The organism is Halosimplex halobium (genome assembly GCF_051414055.1).
In the GTDB taxonomy this organism is placed as follows: Archaea; Halobacteriota; Halobacteria; order Halobacteriales; family Haloarculaceae; genus Halosimplex; species Halosimplex halobium.
Genome location: NZ_JBLKNX010000021.1, coordinates 43,339 through 61,760, shown reverse-complemented (window position 1 = coordinate 61,760; position 18,422 = coordinate 43,339). Strand labels below are relative to the sequence as shown.

Below are 18,422 nucleotides of genomic sequence, written 5' to 3'. Positions count from 1 at the left end.
ACAAGAGGTATAGGCCCCGGAGACGGCCACACTGGTAATGGAGTACGGTCTGGTGCTCTGGTGGCTCGTGGCCTACCTCGCCCTGCTGGCCGTGGGGATGCCGCTGGCGGGGCTGCTGTTCCCCCGTCTCGCCGATCGCGGGGCGGGCGTCGCGCTCCCGGTGGCGCTGGCCGTCCTGTGGATCGTCGCCTACCTCGTCGGCCACCTCTCGCTGACCGCCGGGCTGCTCGTCGGCCTCGCCGCGCTGGCGGCCGCCGCCGGCGCCGCCCTCTACCGCGCCAGTGAGTCGGAGACCCGCCCGACGTTCGACCGCCGTCGCTACGGGGAGGCCGCCGCCGTGTTCACCGTCGCGTTCCTGTTCATGATCGCCGTCCGCGCCGTCGACGCGGGCGTCCACCCGTTCCTCGGCGAGAAGTTCCTCGACTTCGGCATGCTGCAGTCGCTGCTGCGTGCCGACCGCCTCCCCCCGGAGGACATGTGGTTCGCCGGCCGCCCCGTCCAGTACTACTACGGCGGCCACCTGATCGCCGCGCTGCTGACGAAGATCACCGGCACCGAGCCCCGGTTCGCCTACAACCTCGCGCTCGCGGGCTTCTACGGCATGCTCGTCACCGCCGCCTACGGGCTCGCGGGCTCGGTCGCCGCGAGCCGCGGCGTCTCGCGAGTCCGGGCGGGCGCGTTCGGCGCCTTCTTCGTCGGGTTCGCGAGCAACGTCTCGACGCCCGTGTACTTCGTCGCGTGGCTGCTCCCCGACGGGATCGCCTCCTTCTTCGCCGGACTGTTCGGCACGAGTCTGGGCCGGGTCGCGAAGGAGGGCCCGACCGCGTTCAGGTACTGGGACGCCAGCCGCGTCATCGAGGGGACCATCAACGAGTTCCCGCTGTTCGCCTGGCTCAACGGGGACATGCACGCCCACATGATGTCGACGCCGTTCGTCCTGCTGGTCGCCGCCCTCCTGTTCAGCTACTACCGGACGCCCGAGACCGACCTGACCCGACGGCGACTGCTCGTGCTCGCCGTCGTGCCGCCGCTCGCGGGGTTGCTCGCCGTCGTCAACACGTGGTCGTTCCCGACCGCCGGCGGGCTGACCTTCCTCGCGCTCGCGCTCGCGCCCGCGGATCCGGTGACGTTGCTCCCGGGGTCGGTCGCCGACCGGATCCCCCGTGGCGAGGACTGGCAGCGGGAACTCGCCCGTCACGGGGTCGCACTCGGGGGCGCCGTCGCCGTCGTCGCCCTCGGGCTCGTCTGGTCGCTGCCGTTCTGGCTGGGCACCGCCAGCGGCCGGTCGATCGCCTTCCTGCCGGACCGCAGTTCGCTCGGCGGACTCCTCTTCGCCCACGGCGCGTTCGTGCTCCTGTTCGCGATCCACCTGTCGCGCCACGCCGTCCCGCAGATCGAACGGGAGCACGTCGGCGAAGCGGTCGTCATGCTCGCCGTCGCCGTGGTGGTCGCGTGGATCGGCGCGTCGGCCGCGGCGCTCGCCCTCTTCGGCCCGATGATCCTCGTCGCCTGGCTGCTCCTCCGGACGCAGGCCGACGCGGTCCACCGCGCCACCGCGCGGGCCTCCGGGGCCGCCCGCCGGGCCGTCACGGACGGCGGGACCGCGACTGCCGAGAGCGAGCCCGCCTCGACGCCCGCCGGGTCCGACACCGAAGCCGGAGTCGGGGAGCGGCTCCGCGACGTGGTCGGGTTCGAGACGCTCCTGATCGTCGCCGGCGCCGGCATCGTCGTCCTCGTCGAATTCCTCTACGTCAAGGAGCAGGCGGGGCCGGGGCGGATGAACACCGTGTTCAAGACCTACGCGGACGTGTGGGTCCTCTGGGCGGTCGCTGCCGGCGCGGTCCTCGCCCACCTCGTCGAGAACCACTCGCCGGGCCTGGCCATGTCCGGCGAGCAGTGGGCCGGGGCCTTTCGCGTGCTCGCGGTCGTCCTGGTCGTCTCGACCTCGCTGTACGGCGCCCTGGCCCTCGGCGGCCACTTCGGCGGCGACGGTTACTTCAGCCGCTACAACCACCCCGACGACCCCACCCTCGACGGGTTCACCTACATCAACGAGACTCACCCCGAAGAGTACGCCGCGATCCAGTGGTTCGAGGACCTGGAGGGCCAGCCCAACATCGCCTCGGCCCCCGGACAGGACATGTACCGCTGGACCAACCCGGTAGCGAGCCTCACCGGCGTCCCGACGCTGGCCGGGTGGGCCCACGAGGTCGGGTATCGGGGCGGCGAGGCCTACCGGGCGCGCGTCGACGACGTGAACACCATCTACACCGGCACCGCCGAGCAGCGGGCCTACTACCTCGACGTCTACGCGGTCGAGTACGTCTACGTCGGGTCCAACGAGCGGTCGGCCTACACGAGCGACGACCTGGCCGGCTTCGAGTCGATGAGCGGCGTCACCGTCGAGAAACAGTGGGACGGCGCGACCGTCTACCGCGTCGACCGGCAGGCCCTGGAGTACCCCGAGAAGAACGACTGACCCGAGTGGCCGACCCGACTGGCCAGAGGGACCCGAGTGACGGACTCGATTGACCGGCGCAACGGATCCGGGACCCGCGCGACCGCGGCGACTACCGCGAGTCGGCGTGGCGCCGCCGGTGGACGATCCCCTGGTTGTTCGCCGTGTTCTCGACGAACGACCGGAACGCCTCGCCGGTCTCGCTGTCCTCGTCGAGCACCATCGGTTCGCCGGCGTCACCGCCCTCGCGGACAGCCGGGTCCAGCGGGATCTCGCCGAGGAACGGCATCTGCGCCTCCTCGGCGAAGGCCTCGCCGCCGCCCTCGCCGAAGATGGCGTGTTCGCCGCCGCAGTCCGGACAGCGGAAGGAACTCATGTTCTCGACGATGCCCAGCACGGGCGTCTCGTGCTCGCCGAACATCTCCAGGCCCTTCCGGGCGTCGTCGATGGCGACCTCCTGCGGCGTCGTGACGATGACCGCGCCCGTGACGGGGACGCTCTGGAGGAGGGTCAACTGCGTGTCGCCGGTCCCCGGCGGGAGGTCGACGACCATGTAGTCCAGGCTCCCCCACTCCACGTCCTCCCACAGCTGGGTGAGCACCTTGTGGACCATCGGCCCCCGCCAGATGACGGGGTCGTCCTCGCCGACCAGGAAGTCCATGCTCATCAGCTTCATCCCGTACTGCTCGGGCGGGACGAGCGTCTCGTCGGGCGTCGCCTGGGGCTGCTGGTCGGCGTCGAGCATCCGCGGCACGTTCGGCCCGTACACGTCCGCGTCGAACAGCCCCACGCGGGCCCCCAGCTGCGCCAGCCCCGCCGCGAGGTTCACCGCGATGGTGCTCTTGCCGACGCCGCCCTTCCCCGAGGCGACCGCGATGACGTTCTCGACGCCCGGCAGCACCGACCCCTCGGCGACGAGCCCGCTGTCGACCTCCGCGTCCAGTTCGACCCGCCGGTCCAGGTCCGACAGCGCCTCCCTGACCCGGCCCGCGATATCAGTCTCGGTCGGGGAGTACGGCGCGCCCAGCGCCAGCGAGACGCGGACCTCCTCGTCGTCCAGTTCGACCGAGTTGACCAGTCCCAGCGAGACGATGTCGTCGCCCAGGTCCGGGTCCTCGACCGTCCCGAGCAGGTCGAGCACTTCGTCTTCGTCCATGGTTCGGATACCGGCGCTCCCGGCGAAAAGGGTTGTGGAGCGGCCGCTGCCCGACTGGATTCCGCCGCGAGCGGTCGTTCGGCCGATAGTGAAATAGACACTACCAGTGCTGCGAACATTTTTATGATAGCGGGAGAGCAATTTTCGGTGACCGAACGATGGGCTGCGAGCAGGGGATTTCGACGGTCGTGATGAGCGCCGTGTTGGTCGTCAGCGCGGCGTTCGCCGGTGGTCCGGTAGCTGGCGGAGCCGTCGCGGCGGCCGCGAGCGGGCCGGACGACGGGGGGAACAGGGCCCCGCTGGCGGACGCGGGGCTGGACCGGACCGTCAGCGCCAACGCGACGGTGTATCTCGACGCGACGGGGTCGCGCGACCCCGACGGCGAGATCGACAGCTACCGCTGGCGGCTGGAGGAACCCGACGGCAGCTACACGACGCCGTCGTGCGAGACCTGCGGGCGTACGCGGTTCGTCCCGCGCGAGACCGGGACGTACAACGCGACGGTCACGGTGACCGACGGTGACGGCGCCACCAGCACGGACACGCTCCGGGTCCACGTCGAGCCGTCGAACGGGCCGTCGGTGTCGATCAGCGGCCCGGACAGCGTGGTCGAGGGCGGCGTCGCGCAGTACACGGCGACCGTTTCGGCCGGAGCGAACGACCTCGCGGCGGTCGTCTGGCGGGCGGACGGACGGCGCGTCAACCGGACTTCGCTCGCGGGCGAGAGCGCGTCGGTCGACCGGCTTCACGCGTTCAGACACGACGGGACCGTCACGCTCCGGGTTACCGCCGTCGACCGGCTCGGCCGCCAGCGCACGGCGACGAAGAACGTCACCGTCACGGTCCCGAGTTCACCCGGTAGCGGCGGCGGTGGATCGGTCGGAGTCGGTTCCGGCAGCGGGTCTACCTCCGGCGGTGACTCGGGCGACGACGATGGGTCGGCGTGTTCGCGCTTCAACAGGGACGACGACCGCTACTGCGACAACGACCGGATGACGATCGACAGCAACGGCATCGTCATCTCCGACGCTGACAACGACGGCTCGGTCCAGTGGGCCCAGGTGAACGTAGACGAAGAGTTCGCCCAGAACAACGACGGGGTGTCCTACGACTCCGTGGACGACATGGTGACCTTCGAAAGCCAGGAAGCGTACAAAGAGGCGTTAGGTGTCGATACTGTGAGTGTCGATCCGGAATCTGAGGTGAATTCGAAAGATAGGCTGGTTTCTGCTACCAATCAATCCAGTAGGGTTTCTTCTGGTGGTGGGGGTGATGATAGTAGCGATCAGCCGACTATAACCAATGAGTCTGGTGAGAGCAAAGATTCCTCCCCATATCCGGATTCAGAGAATGAAAAATCAGATACAATGCCAGAAAGAGTGCGTGAGACGATAGAACAAAAAAGAAATTATTCAAAGCCAGACAATAATATTAACACCAGAACCGGTCGGGTTCCTTTCGGTCGGTACCCAATATAGCCAGGTCGAATCCAGAGATAATTGTACTTGATATGTCCAAGCTACACAATTTAAAATGGAAAAAATTAGTATCACTAGTGATTTTATTATTAATTATATGCGCAATTTTTCCGATGAGTGGTTCAGAATCCCAATTTTTGTTGGGTGGTAAAGAGACATTAAAAAATACAGAATCTGCGTCAAAGCCAGCTACTATCGAGAGTCCAAGAACTTCTACTACTACAATCAGGCAATTAACTGTGAGCACCGTACAAGAGCCCACTCCTGTAACACCTAGTACGCGGACATCCGTGCCGACGCCTACATCAACTCCGGAATTATCGTCAACTGCGACATCTTCAGTGCCAGGATCTCCAACAATGACCACTACCCCCACTGTAGTGTATGCTAATCAGGAGTACCATGAATTTGTAAGTGTGGTGGGTGGTGAAGCTGAAGCTGATGCAGAAGTTCCTATCAGGGTTCGTGGTTGGACGATTGGGGAGAATAATTCACTAGTTATGATTTTAGATCTGACCGCAAAATCCAAGAATGATCTAAAACGGGCTAAACAGGTGAATATACTGATCACCAGCGGATATGTACAAGCAGTGGCCCACCATGATACCGGGAAAATTGGTGGGGAAATGACGGATGGTCTACGTATACTCGAAATCAATAATACTGGCGCACCACCAAAGACAGTATATATAAATAACTCTTTAGCTCGGAAGTACTATACTGATCAGATCGATGTTATAGAATTCCAAGAACAGTACTGGGACACTAAGCGGAATATGACCTCAAAAGAAATCAAATTTGCCTATGATTTCATGCAGAGATCGGGGAATGTTACACTCCATAACGAGTCTGCTAACTGAGATCCTTAATTAGGGCATTACCGAATATCTCGGGCTTCTACTAAATTATATTTTAGCTAACATATATTTCTACCCAGGCCCGACACCCTGTCGATGACGCCACCCGACTTCGGTCCCGCGGACGAACCGCTCCACGAACTACCACACGACAACCTCCCGAACGCCGACCGGGCAGACCACGACGCGCCGACCTTCGACACGGGGACGACGATCGTCGCCGTCGCCGCCGCCGACGGCGTGGTAATGGCGGCCGACCAGCAGGCGAGTCTCGGGGGGAAGTTCACGACGAACAAGAACGCCGAGAAGGTCTCGCGGGTCCACCCGACCGCCGCGCTGGCGATCTCGGGGTCGGTCGGGCCGGCGCAGAACCTCGTCCGGTCGCTGCGGGCGGAGACGAGCCTCTACGAGTCCCGCCGGGACGAGCGGATGAGCATGCGGGCGCTCTCCCAGACTGCGGGCCACCTCGTTCGGGGGCTGCCGGTCGCACCGATCCTCGCAGGCGTGGACGGCGAGGGGAACCACGTCTACGAGCTGGACGGCGGCGGGAGCGTGATGGCGACCGACTACGCCGCGGGCGGGAGCGGGATGCAGGTCGCCTACGGCGTGCTCGAACGCCGGTTCGACCCCGGGGCGGAACTCGACGAGGCGACCGACGCGGCCGTCGCCACGGTCGAAGCGGCGAGCGAGCGCGACACCGCGAGCGGCAACGGCGTGACCGTGGCGACGGTCACCGCCGACGGGGTCGATATCGAGGGATACGATGAGGCGGGAGACGCTGGCGGTTCCGACGCCGCCAGCGAGGAGGTGGCCTGATGCAGTCGAACGACCAGCAGGCGTACGACCGCGGGGTGGCGGTGTTCTCCCCCGACGGCCGGCTGTACCAGGTCGAGTACGCGCGCGAGGCGGTCAAGCGCGGCAGTCCCGCCGTCGGCGTGGCGACCGAGGAGGCGGTGGTGTTCGCCGCGCACGCCCGGCCGCGGTCGCCGCTGATGGAGACCGACAGCATCGAGAAGGTCCACGACCTCGACGGCCGACTCGGGGTCGCGACGGCGGGCCACGTCGCCGACGCGCGGCGGCTCGTCGACTTCGGGCGGCAGTTCGCCCAGCGCGAACGGCTGCGCTACGGGGAACCGCCGGGAGTCGAATCGCTGGCGAAGGCCGTCGCAGACCGGATCCAGGAGTCGACCCAGACCGGCGGGACGCGGCCGTTCGGCGCCGCGCTCCTGGTCGGCGGCGTCTCGGGGGCTTCCCCGCCGGTAGAGGGAGTTGGCGAGACCGACGTCGACCCGAGGCTGTACGAGATCGACCCGTCGGGGACGCCCACGGAGTGGCGCGCGACGGCGGTCGGCCGCGGGAGCGACGCCGTCCGCGACCACCTCGAGACCGAGTACGAGCGTGGGCTCGGCACCTCGGCGGGCCTCTCGCTCGCACTCACCGCCCTCGCGGAGAGCAGCGACGAAACGCCGACCCCGGAGGAGGTTGACGTGGCCGTGCTGGACGAAGCCGGCTTGGACGCGTTCGACCGCGACCGGCGCGAATCCGCGCTGGCGGAGGCGGGGTTCGGTGGAGCGTCGTAACGCCGAACCGAAATACGGGGTCGAGCGTCACGACTCGGCGGTGCCGGATTCCGGGGCCGTGTCGTCGGCGGTGACGGCTCCGGAGTCCGCCTCGACAGTCTCCGATTCGGCGTCGGAAGTCGCGTCGGCGGTCGTGTCGACGGGTCCATCGTCGGCTACGCCGCAGTTCCCTTCCGGACCGTCGTCGCGGGAGTCCCGTCGGTGGTCGACCACGCGACCGTCGCCGGCGACGTAGCAGACGAGGTCCTCGCCGTCGAGGCGGGCGCTGACGACGATACACCACGGGTCGCGGGAGACGACCCGCTCGCGCCACTCGCTGCCGACGTTCCAGATGGGTCGGTCGCGAACCTCCCGGTCGTGGTCGTGGTAGAACGAGACGACGGCGGGGTGGTTCAGGAGGGTGAGCGCGACGGGACAGCGCAGGTCCGCGCCGCAGGTGTCGCACTCGTAGACCGCCTGTACCGGACCGTACTCGTCGCCCTCGTGTCCTCGGCCGGGATCGTGGCGCCCGTTGCCGCTGTCGCCGTCGGCGCTGTCGACGACTGACTCGATCCGGGTCGAGACCGTCCCGGCGCACTCGGGGCAGACGCCGTCGTCGAACGACTCGATGCGACGGCGGTGATGGGCGTCGATTGCGTCGGCGAAGCCGTCGGCGTCGCGGTCCGCGTAGCCGCCCGGCGGGAGCGCGAGCCGGAGGACCGTCCCGCCGCAGCGTTCGCAGCCGATCTCGGTGACGTTGTCCGCGACGGCGGCGACGAGGCCTTCTTCGCCACAGAGCGGGCACGGCTCGTCCAGGTCGACGGGATCGCGGTCGACGCTCGCGGTGTAGGTACCGGCCGCGAGCGCGCGGGCGGCCGACCGCCCGGCGTCGGTCAACTCGTAGCGCTCGTCCGCTCGTTGGCGGACGAACCGGCCGGTGAGCTGGCGGAGGTGGTAGGCGAACCCGGCGGAGGTGTCCGCGTCGGCCGCGTCGACGAGGTCGGAGAAGGTCCGCGGCGACGCCTCGTCGAGCGCCTTGACGACGGCCAGCCGCGTCTCCCCGCCCAGCGCGCCGAAGGCGTCGCTGGGTGCCGGCGCGTCCGGGTCGGCGGCGGCGGTCGCGGCTCCGTCGGTCGACTTTCGGTCCGACGCTCGGCCCTCGTCCGGCCGACCGGAGGTCATGACACGGGACTGCGTGTCACGGCGGTTTGAACCTGTCGCCGGCGGCGATCCCTGCACCGGGGACGGGCCGGCCTAGTGGACGTGGACCCCTCGCGAGTGGGCGGGCGTACAGAAATCTTGGAACGGGCACCGGCCTTATTACCGCCGGGCCGAAAGTGCGGGTATGCTCGCGGACGAGTTCGGCCGGGAGGTGTCGGGTGTGCGCGTCTCGCTCACCGACCGGTGCAACTTCGACTGCGTCTACTGCCACAACGAGGGCCTGGGCGACACCCGCGGCCCCATGGCGCCCCGCGAGCACGAGATGAGTACCGACGACGTGGTCCGGTTCCTGGAGGTCGCCGCCGAGTTCGACGTCGACTCGGTGAAGTTCACCGGCGGCGAGCCGCTCCTGCGCGACGATCTGGAGGAGATCGTCGCCCGCACGCCCGAGGCGATGGAGGTCTCGCTCACAACGAACGGGACGATGCTCCCCGGTCGCGCCGACGATCTGGTCGACGCCGGCCTCGAACGGGTCAACGTCTCCCAGGACGCGCTGGACCGGGAGACGTTCAAGCAGGTCACCCAGGCCGGCGCGTACGACGCGGTGATGGACGGCGTCGACGCCGCCCTCGAAGCGGGCCTCGCGCCGGTCAAGCTCAACATGGTCGTCTTCGAGCAGACGGCCGGGTACGTCCCGGAGATGGTCGAGCACGTCGCCGAGAACGACGGGCTGCGCCTGCAGCTCATCGAGTACATGCCGGAGATCGCCGGCCACCCCGAGTGGGCGATCGACATCGGTCGGGTCCACGACTGGCTCGAAGAACAGGCCGACCGCGTCGAGCGCCGCGAGATGCACGACCGGCGGCGCTACTGGGTCACGCCCGAGGACAGCGACCTCGCTGGCGACGATATTCTCGACGGGGACGGGGCGGTCGACGAGTCGAAGGCGGGGATGGTCGAAATCGTCGACCCCGTCGAGAACCCGACGTTCTGCGCGAACTGCCATCGCGTGCGCGTGACGCACGAGGGGTATCTGAAAGGGTGTCTCAACCGAAACGACGACCTGCGGCCGATGGGCGAGATGACTCGCCCGGAGATCCGCGAGACGTTCCGCGAGACGGTCGCGAATCGGGTCCCCTACTACGGCGAGTACATGGTGAGAGAGGACGGCGAGTGGGTCGTCAACGAGAAGTACCTGGACGACCCGCCCGGCGGCGACGCGTACCCGACCGTCGACGAGACGCCGGCGGAAACCGACGACTGACGACCGGCCGAGACCGACGACCGACCGCCGGTCGGGTCGCGTCAGCGCGGGCCCGGCGGTCGCACAGGCGGCCTTTCGAGACTCTCAGTAGTCGACGCCGCGCTGGTCCAGGTACTCCCTGGTCGGGCCGCCGACGACCACGTCGGCCGCTCGCAGATCCGCGACCGTCCGCGATCCGGTGACGAACATCGCCGTCTCCAGCTCGGCGATCAGGTCCTCGGCGGTCTCGACGACAGCCTCGACACCCCGACCCGCGGGCGAGAGGAACGGCTTCGCCAGTCCGCCGGCGGTCGCCCCGAGCGCGACGGCCTTCGCGATGTCGATGCCCGAGCGGACGCCGCCGCTGGCGATCACCGTGTCGTGGACCTCCAGACACTCCAGCGTGCTGGCGACCGTCGGGATCCCCCACCGGCGGAACCGCTCGCCGAGGCGCTCGCCGCGGGGTTCGTCCCTGGCCGCGGCGCGGTAGGCCTCGACGCCGGACCACGTCGTGCCGCCCTTGCCGGCCACGTCGATGGCGTCGACGCCCGCGTCCGCCAGTTTGCGAGCCGTGCTCCGGGAGAAGCCGTTGCCCGTCTCCTTGACGATCACGGGGACCGACAGGCCCTCCGCCACGCGTTCGATGGCGTCGAGACAGCCCCGCGCGTCCACGTCGCCCTCGGGCTGGACGGCCTCCTGCAGGAAGTTGCAGTGGACGGCCACGGCGTCGGCGTCGATCATCTCGACCGCGCGCTCGACGCCTGCGACACCGTACTCGTCGAGCTGCGCGGCGCCGATGTTCCCGTAGAGGAAGGCCGTCGGCGCGGCCTCCCGTACCACCGAGTAGGACTCGACGGTGTCCGCGTCCTCCAGGCCCGCGCGCTGGCTGCCGACGCCCATCGCGATGTCGACCTCCTCGGCCGCGGCGGCCAGCGCCCGGTTGAGCTCGGTCGTGTTCGGGTGGCCGCCGGTCATGCTCTCGATGACGACCGGCGCCGCGAGTTCGTGACCGAGGAAGTCGACGCTAGGGTTGACCTCGTCGCGGTGGATCTCCGGGAGGGCCTCGTGGACCAGCGACACGTCGGCGAACCCGGTCCCCGGCTCCTCGACGTCCTCCTCGGAGACGATCCTGATGTGGTCGTCTTTCCTGTCGACGGTCTCGTCCGGATCGGGCATTCGTGGCCGGGGGTGGGGCGGGCGGTGTCTTACAACTATCTGTTGCGCGGCCGGGCGCTACCCCTCCAGTTCCGCCAGCGTCCGCTCGGCGATCTCCGTCATGTCGGTCGTGCCGTAGCGCCGCTTCGTGACGGCGCGCATCCGCTCGTCGGCCCGGTTCCACGCCTCGGCGGTCCAGAAGCGGGCGTCCTTCGCGTCGCTGCCGGCCGAGAGCGCCCCGCGAGTGTCCCGGCGATGGACCGCGTACTCGAAGGCGACCATGTGCTTGCCCTCGGCGGGCCAGGTGCCGCGGCCGGCGACCAGGGTCAGGTCCGCGCGGTCGACGACCAGTCCAGTCTCCTCTTCGAGTTCGCGCGCGGCCGCGCGGTCCGGATCCTCCCCCCAGTCGACGTGGCCGGCGGGCGTCCCCCACTGGCCCTCCGTCTCGCCGACCGCGCGCTGGACGAGCAGGACGCTGTCCCCGTCGACGACAGTGACGCTCGCGCCGGGCGTGGGGCTGTGGAAGACGTACCGCTCGCAGTCGCCGCAGACGTACGCGCCCGGCGCGAGGTCCGAGTCGCGCAGTTCGTGCCCGCAGTAGCCGCAGTAGTCGGGCTCGAAGTTCGTCATCGGCGGTCGGTCGACCCCCGACGTGTTAGCTCGGTCGGATCACGGCCGCCGGAAGGTGTAGGAGACGCCGTCGCGCTCGACGCGGAGTTCGCCCGCGTCGTGGTCGAAGACGAGCCGGTCCGGCCGGCCGGCGAACTCGTGGAGGGGCATCCCCGTCTCGACGCGGCCGTCCGGTCGGACTGTGACGTGCGTGACGCCGCGGAACTGCGCGACGACGGCGCCGTCGTCGCGTTCGGAGACCGCGTCGGCGCCGGCGAACCGTTCGAGGTGGTCGCGGACGGCCGCCCGCTCGGTCGGGTCGACGGCCGCCGCGTGGCTGTCGGTCACACGGGCGCTTGGGTGCGGACAGACAAAGTGATGGCGTCGGTCCGACCGCTACCCGTGACAGGGGTTCCCGCGTCGGCCCCACTCCGTGATGTTTAAATAGGGGCCAGGAGGTAATTCAGGTACGCTCGTGCAGGGGCGCCGGGCCCCGAGTCCCGCGCGGCAGTTCGTGCGAGGGCGACAGTATACAACCGCACGCCGCAGTGCGTGTCGTGGTAGCCAAGCCTGGCCCAAGGCGCAGGGTTGCTAACTCTGTGGCGTACAGCCTCCGGGGTTCGAATCCCCGCCACGACGCTCACACCCGAATCACAGACACATGAGTGCAGAAGACCAAGACCCGGACGAGGAAGAGGAGGACATCCGATACTTCGTCCGCATCGGCCAGACCGACCTCGACGGCACGAAGTCCGTCGAGCGGTCGCTCACCGACATGAACGGTATCGGCCATCGCGCGGCCCGCATCATCGCCGAGGAGGCCGGCATCGACCGCCGGGCAGTCTTCGGCAAACTCGACGAGGAGGACATCGACGAGATCGTCTCGCTCGTGGAGGGCTTCGCCGAGGAGGCGCCCGAGTGGCTCGCGAACCACCGGAACGACTTCTTCGCCGGCGAGACCACCCACGAGACGGGCAACGACCTCGAACTGACCCGCCGTCAGGACATCAACCGCATGAAGATGATCGACTCCTACAAGGGGGTCCGACACAAGCGCGGCCAGAAGGTCCGCGGCCAGCGCACCAAGTCCACCGGCCGCTCCGAGGGCACCATCGGCGTCAACGTCGAGGCCATCAAGGAGGAGCAGGCCGAGGAAGCCGCCGCCGAAGAGGGGGATGAGGAGTAATGGCACTCGGTAGCAACACCAAGTTCTACGAGACGCCCAACCACCCCTACCAGGGCGAGCGCATCAGCGAGGAGTCCGGCCTCGTCGGCCAGTACGGCCTGAAGAACAAGGAGGAGCTGTGGCGCGCCCAGTCCGAGCTGCGCGCCTACCGCCGGGAGGCCCGGAAGCTGCTGGGCCAGACCGACGCCGAGGGCGCGGGCAAGGAGACCGAGGAGTTCCTCGCGCGCCTGAAGCGCATCGGCGTCCTCGACGAGACGGACTCGCTGGACGACATCCTGTCGCTGGACGTGACGGACATCCTCGAACGGCGGCTCCAGACGGTCGTCTACCGGAAGGGGCTGGCCAACACGACGAGCCAGGCCCGCCAGTTCGTCTCCCACGGCCACATCACCGTCGAGGGCCAGCGCGTCACGCGTCCCTCGAAGAAGGTCGACGTGAGCGAGGAGGGCGCCGTCGAGTTCGACTCGGGGAGCCCGCTGACGGACGAACTCCACCCGGAACGCGCGGAGGAGCAATAACATGAGCGAAACGCAGGACGACAAGTGGGGCATCGCCCACGTGCACGCATCGTTCAACAACACGATCATCACGATCACCGACGAGACGGGCGCCGAGACGCTCGCGAAGTCCTCGGGCGGGACCGTCGTCAAGCAGAACCGCGACGAGGCGTCGCCCTACGCCGCCATGCAGATGGCCGAGGTCGTCGCCGAGGAGGTCCAGTCCCAGGGCGTCGAGGGTGTCCACGTCCGCGTGCGCGGCCCCGGTGGCAACCAGCAGACCAACCCCGGACCGGGCGCGCAGGCGACCATCCGCGCGCTGGCGCGAGCCGGCCTGGAGATCGGTCGCATCGAGGACGTGACCCCGATCCCCCACGACGGCACTCGCGGTCCCAAGAACGCAGGATTCTAACGATGGAGGACTACGAGGTCGAGTTCGTCGAACGCGGCGACCGGGAAGCGCGGTTCCTGGTGCGGGGGATCACCCCCGCCTTTGCCAACGGGATCCGCCGCGCGATGATCGCGGACGTGCCGACCTTCTCCATCGACCAGCTGCGGGTCGTGGAGAACTCCAGCGTCATGTTCGACGAGCAGATCGGACTCCGGCTCGGGCTGGTCCCGCTGACCACGCCCGAGGGGGAGTTCGAGGTCGGCGACGAGGTGACGCTGGCGCTGGACGTCGAGGGACCGAGCCGCGAGGAGACAACCGAGACCGTCACCGCGTACTCGGGCGACATCGTCTCCAGCGACGAGATGGTCCAGCCCGCCGACGACAACATCCCGATCATCGACCTCAAGGCCGGCCAGCGGCTCGAAGTCGAGGCCGACGCGGTGCTCGACCACGGTCGGGAACACGCCAAACACCAGGGCGGCGTGGCCGTCGGCTACCGGCACCTCCAGCGCGTCAACGTCGTCGGCGACAAGGGCGAGTTCGCCGACGACGACCCCCACATCCTGCGCGGGGTCATCGAGGACGACGGCGAGCTGGTGGCCACCGAGGAGTTCGACAACGACCTGACCGAGCGCTACCCCGGCAAGGAACTGGAGGTCGAGGACGTGCCCAACGCCTTCGTCTTCCACGTCGAGACCGACGGGTCGCTGACGGTCGAGGAACTCGTCGTCCGGGCGGTCGGCTCGCTGCGGGACCGCGCGGACGAACTGCGACAGTCGGTGCAACTGTAACGATGAACGGCCCCCTTCAGACCCACGGCGCTCGCATCCGGTCGTCGGGCAGCAGTTCCGACGGCCACGAGCGCCGCGCTCGTCCGGCTGCGAACGCGCGGACCGAGCGTCGATCCGGCGCGGCGAGCGCCGGGATCGAAAGCGGTTTGAAGGGGCCGACGAAAGTAGAAATCGCGAGCAGGGATAGCCAAGTCAGGCCAACGGCGCAGCGTTCAGGGCGCTGTCCCGTAGGGGTCCGCAGGTTCAAATCCTGCTCCCTGCACTTTTCTAGAAACGTATGAGCAAGAGCAATCCGAGACTCAGTAGCCTCATCGCCGACCTCAAGACGACCGCCCGGAACTCGGGCGGCGACGTCTGGGGCGACGTGGCCGAGCGCCTGGAGAGCCCGCGGCGCACCCACGCGGAAGTCAACCTGGGTCGTATCGAGCGATACGCCCAGGAGGACGAGACCGTGGTGGTGCCCGGCAAGGTGCTCGGCAGTGGCGTCCTGCAGAAGGACGTGACCGTGGCCGCGGTCGACTTCTCCGGCACCGCCGAGCAGAAGATCGACCAGGTCGGCGAGGCGGCACCGCTAGAACAGGTACTCGAAGACAACCCCGAGGGGTCGAACGTGCGGGTGATCCGATGAGCCTCGCCGAGTTCGAGGCCGACGTGGTCGTCGACGCGCGCGACTGCATCCTCGGTCGCGTCGCCTCGCAGGTCGCCGAGCGCGCGCTCGACGGCGAGCGCGTGGCGGTGGTCAACGCCGAGGCGGCGGTCGTCACCGGCAGCGAGGACGACGTGATCGGCACGTTCGAGACGCGCCGCGAGGTCGGCTCCGACCAGGGGCCAGCCTACCCCAAGCGGCCGGACGGCATCCTCAAGCGGTCGATCCGCGGGATGGTGCCCTACAAGACCGACCGCGGCCGCGAGGCGTTCGAGAACGTCCGCGTCTACGTGGGCAACCCCTACGACGAGGACGGCGACGTCCTCGAGGGGACCTCGCTGGACCGGCTGTCGAACATCAAGTTCGTCTCGCTCGGCGACGTGAGCGAGGCGCTGGGAGCCAAGCAAACATGGTAACGAACACATCAGGCAAGAAGAAGACGGCCGTCGCCCGCGCGACGATCCGCGAGGGCGAGGGCCGCGTGCGCATCAACGCACAGCCAGTCGAGTTGACCGAGCCGGAGCTGGCCCAGCTGAAGATGCTCGAACCGTTCCGCCTGGCCGACGACGACCTCCGCGAGGGCGTCGACGTCGAGGTGGACGTGCAGGGCGGCGGCGTGATGGGGCAGGCCGACGCGGCCCGCACCGCCATCGCGCGCGGCCTCGTCCAGCACACCAACGACGCCGAACTCCGCGACGCGTTCATGGAGTTCGACCGGTCGCTGCTGGTCAACGACGTGCGCCAGAGCGAGTCCAAGAAGTGGGGCGGCCCCGGCGCACGGGCCCGCTACCAGAAGTCCTACAGGTGATATCGCCATGATGGTCCCGGTCCGGTGTTTCACCTGTGGCAACGTCGTCGGCGAGCACTGGGAAGAGTTCAAGGCCCGCACCCGCGAGGCCGACGACCCCGAGGACCCCGAGAAGGTCCTCGACGAGCTGGGCGTCGAACGGCACTGCTGCCGGCGGATGCTCGTCTCGCACAAGGACCTGGTCGACATCGTCGCACCCTACCAATGAGCCAGTCGCGCAACCGCTACGAGAAGGCCCGCATCATCGGCGCGCGAGCGCTGCAGGTGGCCTACGGGGCGCCCGTCCTCGTGGACACCGAGCAGACCCAGCCCATCCTGATCGCCGCCGAGGAGTACGACGCCGGTGTGCTCCCCTTCACCGTGCGGCGGGGTGAGCAATGACGCTCGTCACCGACGTGCGGCTCCGTCGCGTGCTCGACTCGCGGGGCAACCCCACCGTCGAGGCCGACGTGCTGACCGAGGACGGCGGCTTCGGCCGCGCGGCCGCGCCGAGCGGCGCCTCCACCGGCGAGTACGAGGCCATCGAGCTACCGGCCAGCGAGGCCATCGCCGCCGCCCGCAAGGACGCGGTCCCCCGACTCGTCGGGGAGGTCCACGCGGGCAACCAGCGCGAGGTCGACGCCGCACTCCACGCCGCCGACGGCACCGACGACTTCTCGGGCATCGGCGCCAACAGCGCGGTCGCCATCTCGATGGCCGCCGCGAAGGCCGGCGCCAGCGTCACCGGCGCCCCCCTCTACCAGCACCTGGGCGGGACCTTCCGCGGGAACACGTTCCCGGTCCCGCTGGGCAACGTCATCGGCGGCGGCGAACACGCTGCCGACGCGACGGACATCCAGGAGTTCCTCGCGGCGCCCGTCGGGGCGCCCTCCGTCTCGGAGGCCATCTTCGCCAACGCGGCGGTCCACGGGAAGGTCCACGACATCCTCATCGAGCGCGACGAGCCCGCGGGCAAGGGCGACGAGGGCGCGTGGGCCCCCTCGATCGACGACAGCGAGGCCTTCGAGATCATGGACGAGGCGACGAAGGCCGTCGCCGACGAGGTCGGCTTCGAGATCCGCTTCGGCCTGGACGTGGCCGCCGCGGAGATGTACGACGAGGCGAAAGCCGGCTACGTCTACTCCGACGGGCTCCGCACCACCGAGGAGCAGGTCGAGTACATCGCCGACCTCGTCGCCGAGTACGACCTCAAGTACGTCGAGGACCCCCTCGACGAGGACGACTACGAGGGCTTCGCCGACCTGACCGACCGGGTCGGCGACCGGACGCTGGTCTGTGGCGACGACCTGTTCGTGACCAACACCGAGCGGCTGGGCGACGGCATCCAGCAGGGCGCGGCCAACAGCATCCTGATCAAACCGAACCAGATCGGGACGCTGTCGGACGCGTTCGACGCCATCGAACTGGCGGTGGAGAACTCGTACGGACACGTGGTCTCACATCGGAGCGGCGAGACCGAGGACACCACCATCGCACACCTCGCAGTCGCGACGGACGCCCCCTTTATCAAGACGGGCGCGGTCGCGGGCGAGCGCACTGCCAAGCTGAACGAACTCATCCGAATCGAGGACAACGCAGTATGAGCGGAAACGAAAACGAAGGTCTCGACGCCAGCGAGTCCGACGTCGACCCCGAGGTCGACGAGGACCAGCCCGTCGAGACAGAGACTGAGGAACCGGCCACTGGGGCCGAGGAGCGGGTCGCCGACGAGGCGGCCGACGAGGACGCGGCCGAGGAGGCCGACGAGGGGCCCGCCCTCGACGAGGACGTCATGCCCGACGACGAGGCTGACCTCCTCATCCCCGTCGAGGACTACCTGGCCGCGGGTGTCCACATCGGTACCCAGCAGAAGACCAAGGACATGGAGCGGTTCATCCACCGCGTCCGGACCGACGGCCTGTACGTGCTCGACGTGAGCATGACGGACCAGCGCATCCGGACGGCGGCGGACTTCCTGGCCAACTACGACCCCGAGCAGATCCTCGTGGCCTCGTCGCGCCAGTACGGCCGCTTCCCCGCCGAGAAGTTCGCCGACGCCGTGGGCGCCCGCGCCCGCACCGGCCGCTTCATCCCCGGGACGCTGACCAACCCCGACTACGAGGGCTACATCGAGCCCGACGTCGTGGTCGTCACCGACCCCATCGGCGACGCCCAGGCCGTCAAGGAGGCCATCACCGTCGGCATCCCGGTCATCGCGATGTGCGACTCCAACAACCAGACCTCCAACGTGGACTTGGTCGTCCCGACCAACAACAAGGGTCGCAAGGCCCTGTCGGTCGTCTACTGGCTGCTGGCCAACGAGACGCTCGACCGTCGCGGCGCCGAGCCCAGCTACGGTCTCGACGACTTCGAGACCGAGATTTAACCCGCTTTTCGGAGCCTTTCGCGTCGTTTTCCGCAGGTCGAGTAGCCGAACGGCCGCGGCAC

Annotated in this window: 22 protein-coding genes and 2 tRNA genes; 19 read left to right on the top strand and 5 right to left on the bottom strand. The window is 68.4% G+C overall.

Annotated features, from left to right (window positions below; genetic code table 11):
- Nucleotides 1-37: 37 nt before the first annotated feature.
- Entirely contained in the window at nucleotides 38-2,479 is a 2,442-nt protein-coding gene (locus tag ACMGFG_RS20190) for a DUF2298 domain-containing protein (RefSeq protein ID WP_436932107.1), read from the top strand.
- Nucleotides 2,480-2,570: 91 nt separating this feature from the next.
- On the opposite strand, the gene ACMGFG_RS20185 is transcribed toward ACMGFG_RS20190, so the two are convergent.
- Nucleotides 2,571-3,614, bottom strand: a complete 1,044-nt coding sequence (locus tag ACMGFG_RS20185) for an Mrp/NBP35 family ATP-binding protein (RefSeq protein ID WP_436932106.1) — start codon at nucleotides 3,612-3,614, stop codon at nucleotides 2,571-2,573.
- 158 nt (nucleotides 3,615-3,772) lie between these two features.
- Here ACMGFG_RS20185 and ACMGFG_RS20180 point away from each other — a divergent pair, with 158 nt between their 5' ends.
- The 4 genes from ACMGFG_RS20180 (at nucleotide 3,773) to ACMGFG_RS20165 (ending at nucleotide 7,529) form a co-directional block, all read left to right on the top strand.
- Nucleotides 3,773-5,092: a PKD domain-containing protein gene (locus ACMGFG_RS20180; protein WP_436932105.1), complete on the top strand. Its 1,320-nt coding sequence runs from the start codon at nucleotides 3,773-3,775 to the stop codon at nucleotides 5,090-5,092.
- 359 nt (nucleotides 5,093-5,451) lie between these two features.
- Nucleotides 5,452-5,952 (top strand): hypothetical protein, encoded by a 501-nt coding sequence (locus tag ACMGFG_RS20175; RefSeq protein WP_436932104.1) that lies wholly within the window; start codon nucleotides 5,452-5,454, stop codon nucleotides 5,950-5,952.
- A 93-nt stretch (nucleotides 5,953-6,045) separates the two neighbouring features.
- Nucleotides 6,046-6,765: an Ntn hydrolase family protein gene (locus tag ACMGFG_RS20170; RefSeq protein WP_436932103.1), complete on the top strand. Its 720-nt coding sequence runs from the start codon at nucleotides 6,046-6,048 to the stop codon at nucleotides 6,763-6,765.
- The gene (locus ACMGFG_RS20165) at nucleotides 6,765-7,529 is read left to right on the top strand and encodes an archaeal proteasome endopeptidase complex subunit alpha (RefSeq protein ID WP_436932102.1); all 765 of its coding nucleotides are present in this window, start codon (nucleotides 6,765-6,767) and stop codon (nucleotides 7,527-7,529) included. The genes ACMGFG_RS20170 and ACMGFG_RS20165 overlap by 1 nt, the downstream gene beginning before the upstream one ends.
- 27 nt (nucleotides 7,530-7,556) lie before the next feature.
- Here the strand turns inward: ACMGFG_RS20165 and ACMGFG_RS20160 are convergent, their stop codons facing one another.
- Complete coding sequence (locus tag ACMGFG_RS20160; protein ID WP_436932101.1) at nucleotides 7,557-8,690, bottom strand: ArsR/SmtB family transcription factor; 1,134 nt, start codon at nucleotides 8,688-8,690, stop codon at nucleotides 7,557-7,559.
- A gap of 163 nt (nucleotides 8,691-8,853) precedes the next feature.
- Between ACMGFG_RS20160 and moaA the strand changes: the two genes are divergently transcribed.
- The gene (moaA, locus tag ACMGFG_RS20155; protein ID WP_436932100.1) at nucleotides 8,854-9,933 is read left to right on the top strand and encodes a GTP 3',8-cyclase MoaA; all 1,080 of its coding nucleotides are present in this window, start codon (nucleotides 8,854-8,856) and stop codon (nucleotides 9,931-9,933) included.
- An 84-nt stretch (nucleotides 9,934-10,017) separates the two neighbouring features.
- Here the strand turns inward: moaA and fni are convergent, their stop codons facing one another.
- From fni to ACMGFG_RS20140, 3 genes are read right to left on the bottom strand one after another with little or no spacing between them, the layout of a single operon-like run.
- Entirely contained in the window at nucleotides 10,018-11,088 is a 1,071-nt protein-coding gene (gene fni, locus ACMGFG_RS20150) for a type 2 isopentenyl-diphosphate Delta-isomerase (RefSeq protein WP_436932099.1), read from the bottom strand.
- Between the two features lie 57 nt (nucleotides 11,089-11,145).
- Nucleotides 11,146-11,697: an NUDIX domain-containing protein gene (locus ACMGFG_RS20145; protein ID WP_436932098.1), complete on the bottom strand. Its 552-nt coding sequence runs from the start codon at nucleotides 11,695-11,697 to the stop codon at nucleotides 11,146-11,148.
- Nucleotides 11,698-11,736: 39 nt separating this feature from the next.
- Nucleotides 11,737-12,024 carry a hypothetical protein gene (locus ACMGFG_RS20140; protein WP_436932097.1) on the bottom strand — a complete coding sequence of 96 codons (288 nt, stop codon included), beginning with the start codon at nucleotides 12,022-12,024 and terminating at the stop codon, nucleotides 11,737-11,739.
- A 206-nt stretch (nucleotides 12,025-12,230) separates the two neighbouring features.
- On the opposite strand from ACMGFG_RS20140, the gene ACMGFG_RS20135 reads away from it, so the two are divergent.
- From ACMGFG_RS20135 to rpsB, 13 genes are all read left to right on the top strand, one after another.
- Nucleotides 12,231-12,315 (top strand) — tRNA-Ser (locus ACMGFG_RS20135).
- Nucleotides 12,316-12,337: 22 nt separating this feature from the next.
- The gene (locus ACMGFG_RS20130; RefSeq protein ID WP_436932096.1) at nucleotides 12,338-12,862 is read left to right on the top strand and encodes a 30S ribosomal protein S13; all 525 of its coding nucleotides are present in this window, start codon (nucleotides 12,338-12,340) and stop codon (nucleotides 12,860-12,862) included.
- Nucleotides 12,862-13,380 carry a 30S ribosomal protein S4 gene (locus tag ACMGFG_RS20125; RefSeq protein ID WP_135362639.1) on the top strand — a complete coding sequence of 173 codons (519 nt, stop codon included), beginning with the start codon at nucleotides 12,862-12,864 and terminating at the stop codon, nucleotides 13,378-13,380. Before ACMGFG_RS20130 ends, ACMGFG_RS20125 begins: the two co-directional genes overlap by 1 nt.
- Nucleotide 13,381: 1 nt before the next feature.
- Nucleotides 13,382-13,771: a 30S ribosomal protein S11 gene (locus ACMGFG_RS20120; RefSeq protein ID WP_436932095.1), complete on the top strand. Its 390-nt coding sequence runs from the start codon at nucleotides 13,382-13,384 to the stop codon at nucleotides 13,769-13,771.
- 2 nt (nucleotides 13,772-13,773) lie between these two features.
- Complete coding sequence (locus tag ACMGFG_RS20115) at nucleotides 13,774-14,541, top strand: DNA-directed RNA polymerase subunit D (protein ID WP_436932094.1); 768 nt, start codon at nucleotides 13,774-13,776, stop codon at nucleotides 14,539-14,541.
- A gap of 177 nt (nucleotides 14,542-14,718) precedes the next feature.
- Nucleotides 14,719-14,803 (top strand) — tRNA-Leu (locus ACMGFG_RS20110).
- Between the two features lie 15 nt (nucleotides 14,804-14,818).
- Nucleotides 14,819-15,169, top strand: coding sequence for a 50S ribosomal protein L18e (locus ACMGFG_RS20105; protein WP_135362636.1), 351 nt, complete (start codon nucleotides 14,819-14,821; stop codon nucleotides 15,167-15,169).
- Complete coding sequence (locus ACMGFG_RS20100) at nucleotides 15,166-15,603, top strand: 50S ribosomal protein L13 (protein WP_436932093.1); 438 nt, start codon at nucleotides 15,166-15,168, stop codon at nucleotides 15,601-15,603. The genes ACMGFG_RS20105 and ACMGFG_RS20100 overlap by 4 nt, the downstream gene beginning before the upstream one ends.
- The gene (locus tag ACMGFG_RS20095) at nucleotides 15,597-15,995 is read left to right on the top strand and encodes a 30S ribosomal protein S9 (RefSeq protein WP_198061090.1); all 399 of its coding nucleotides are present in this window, start codon (nucleotides 15,597-15,599) and stop codon (nucleotides 15,993-15,995) included. The genes ACMGFG_RS20100 and ACMGFG_RS20095 overlap by 7 nt, the downstream gene beginning before the upstream one ends.
- 7 nt (nucleotides 15,996-16,002) lie before the next feature.
- Nucleotides 16,003-16,203, top strand: coding sequence for a DNA-directed RNA polymerase subunit N (locus tag ACMGFG_RS20090; protein ID WP_135362633.1), 201 nt, complete (start codon nucleotides 16,003-16,005; stop codon nucleotides 16,201-16,203).
- The gene (locus tag ACMGFG_RS20085) at nucleotides 16,200-16,376 is read left to right on the top strand and encodes a DNA-directed RNA polymerase subunit K (RefSeq protein ID WP_436932092.1); all 177 of its coding nucleotides are present in this window, start codon (nucleotides 16,200-16,202) and stop codon (nucleotides 16,374-16,376) included. Before ACMGFG_RS20090 ends, ACMGFG_RS20085 begins: the two co-directional genes overlap by 4 nt.
- Entirely contained in the window at nucleotides 16,373-17,578 is a 1,206-nt protein-coding gene (eno, locus tag ACMGFG_RS20080; protein ID WP_436932091.1) for a phosphopyruvate hydratase, read from the top strand. Before ACMGFG_RS20085 ends, eno begins: the two co-directional genes overlap by 4 nt.
- The gene (gene rpsB, locus ACMGFG_RS20075; RefSeq protein WP_436932090.1) at nucleotides 17,575-18,360 is read left to right on the top strand and encodes a 30S ribosomal protein S2; all 786 of its coding nucleotides are present in this window, start codon (nucleotides 17,575-17,577) and stop codon (nucleotides 18,358-18,360) included. Before eno ends, rpsB begins: the two co-directional genes overlap by 4 nt.
- The last annotated feature ends 62 nt before the right edge of the window (nucleotides 18,361-18,422 follow it).

Bases quoted from the DNA above. Each gene is read 5' to 3' on its own strand.
- eno (WP_436932091.1), top strand. From the start codon at position 16,373: ATGACGCTCGTCACCGACGTGCGGCTCCGTCGCGTGCTCGACTCGCGG.
- ACMGFG_RS20175 (WP_436932104.1), top strand. From the start codon at position 5,452: ATGACCACTACCCCCACTGTAGTGTATGCTAATCAGGAGTACCATGAA.
- ACMGFG_RS20095 (WP_198061090.1), top strand. From the start codon at position 15,597: ATGGTAACGAACACATCAGGCAAGAAGAAGACGGCCGTCGCCCGCGCG.
- rpsB (WP_436932090.1), top strand. From the start codon at position 17,575: ATGAGCGGAAACGAAAACGAAGGTCTCGACGCCAGCGAGTCCGACGTC.
- ACMGFG_RS20170 (WP_436932103.1), top strand. From the start codon at position 6,046: ATGACGCCACCCGACTTCGGTCCCGCGGACGAACCGCTCCACGAACTA.
- ACMGFG_RS20115 (WP_436932094.1), top strand. From the start codon at position 13,774: ATGGAGGACTACGAGGTCGAGTTCGTCGAACGCGGCGACCGGGAAGCG.
- ACMGFG_RS20165 (WP_436932102.1), top strand. From the start codon at position 6,765: ATGCAGTCGAACGACCAGCAGGCGTACGACCGCGGGGTGGCGGTGTTC.
- ACMGFG_RS20190 (WP_436932107.1), top strand. From the start codon at position 38: ATGGAGTACGGTCTGGTGCTCTGGTGGCTCGTGGCCTACCTCGCCCTG.
- ACMGFG_RS20130 (WP_436932096.1), top strand. From the start codon at position 12,338: ATGAGTGCAGAAGACCAAGACCCGGACGAGGAAGAGGAGGACATCCGA.
- ACMGFG_RS20090 (WP_135362633.1), top strand. From the start codon at position 16,003: ATGATGGTCCCGGTCCGGTGTTTCACCTGTGGCAACGTCGTCGGCGAG.
- ACMGFG_RS20100 (WP_436932093.1), top strand. From the start codon at position 15,166: ATGAGCCTCGCCGAGTTCGAGGCCGACGTGGTCGTCGACGCGCGCGAC.
- ACMGFG_RS20160 (WP_436932101.1), bottom strand. From the start codon at position 8,690: ATGACCTCCGGTCGGCCGGACGAGGGCCGAGCGTCGGACCGAAAGTCG.
- ACMGFG_RS20145 (WP_436932098.1), bottom strand. From the start codon at position 11,697: ATGACGAACTTCGAGCCCGACTACTGCGGCTACTGCGGGCACGAACTG.
- ACMGFG_RS20085 (WP_436932092.1), top strand. From the start codon at position 16,200: ATGAGCCAGTCGCGCAACCGCTACGAGAAGGCCCGCATCATCGGCGCG.
- ACMGFG_RS20180 (WP_436932105.1), top strand. From the start codon at position 3,773: ATGGGCTGCGAGCAGGGGATTTCGACGGTCGTGATGAGCGCCGTGTTG.
- ACMGFG_RS20120 (WP_436932095.1), top strand. From the start codon at position 13,382: ATGAGCGAAACGCAGGACGACAAGTGGGGCATCGCCCACGTGCACGCA.
- fni (WP_436932099.1), bottom strand. From the start codon at position 11,088: ATGCCCGATCCGGACGAGACCGTCGACAGGAAAGACGACCACATCAGG.
- ACMGFG_RS20125 (WP_135362639.1), top strand. From the start codon at position 12,862: ATGGCACTCGGTAGCAACACCAAGTTCTACGAGACGCCCAACCACCCC.
- ACMGFG_RS20105 (WP_135362636.1), top strand. From the start codon at position 14,819: ATGAGCAAGAGCAATCCGAGACTCAGTAGCCTCATCGCCGACCTCAAG.
- moaA (WP_436932100.1), top strand. From the start codon at position 8,854: ATGCTCGCGGACGAGTTCGGCCGGGAGGTGTCGGGTGTGCGCGTCTCG.
- ACMGFG_RS20185 (WP_436932106.1), bottom strand. From the start codon at position 3,614: ATGGACGAAGACGAAGTGCTCGACCTGCTCGGGACGGTCGAGGACCCG.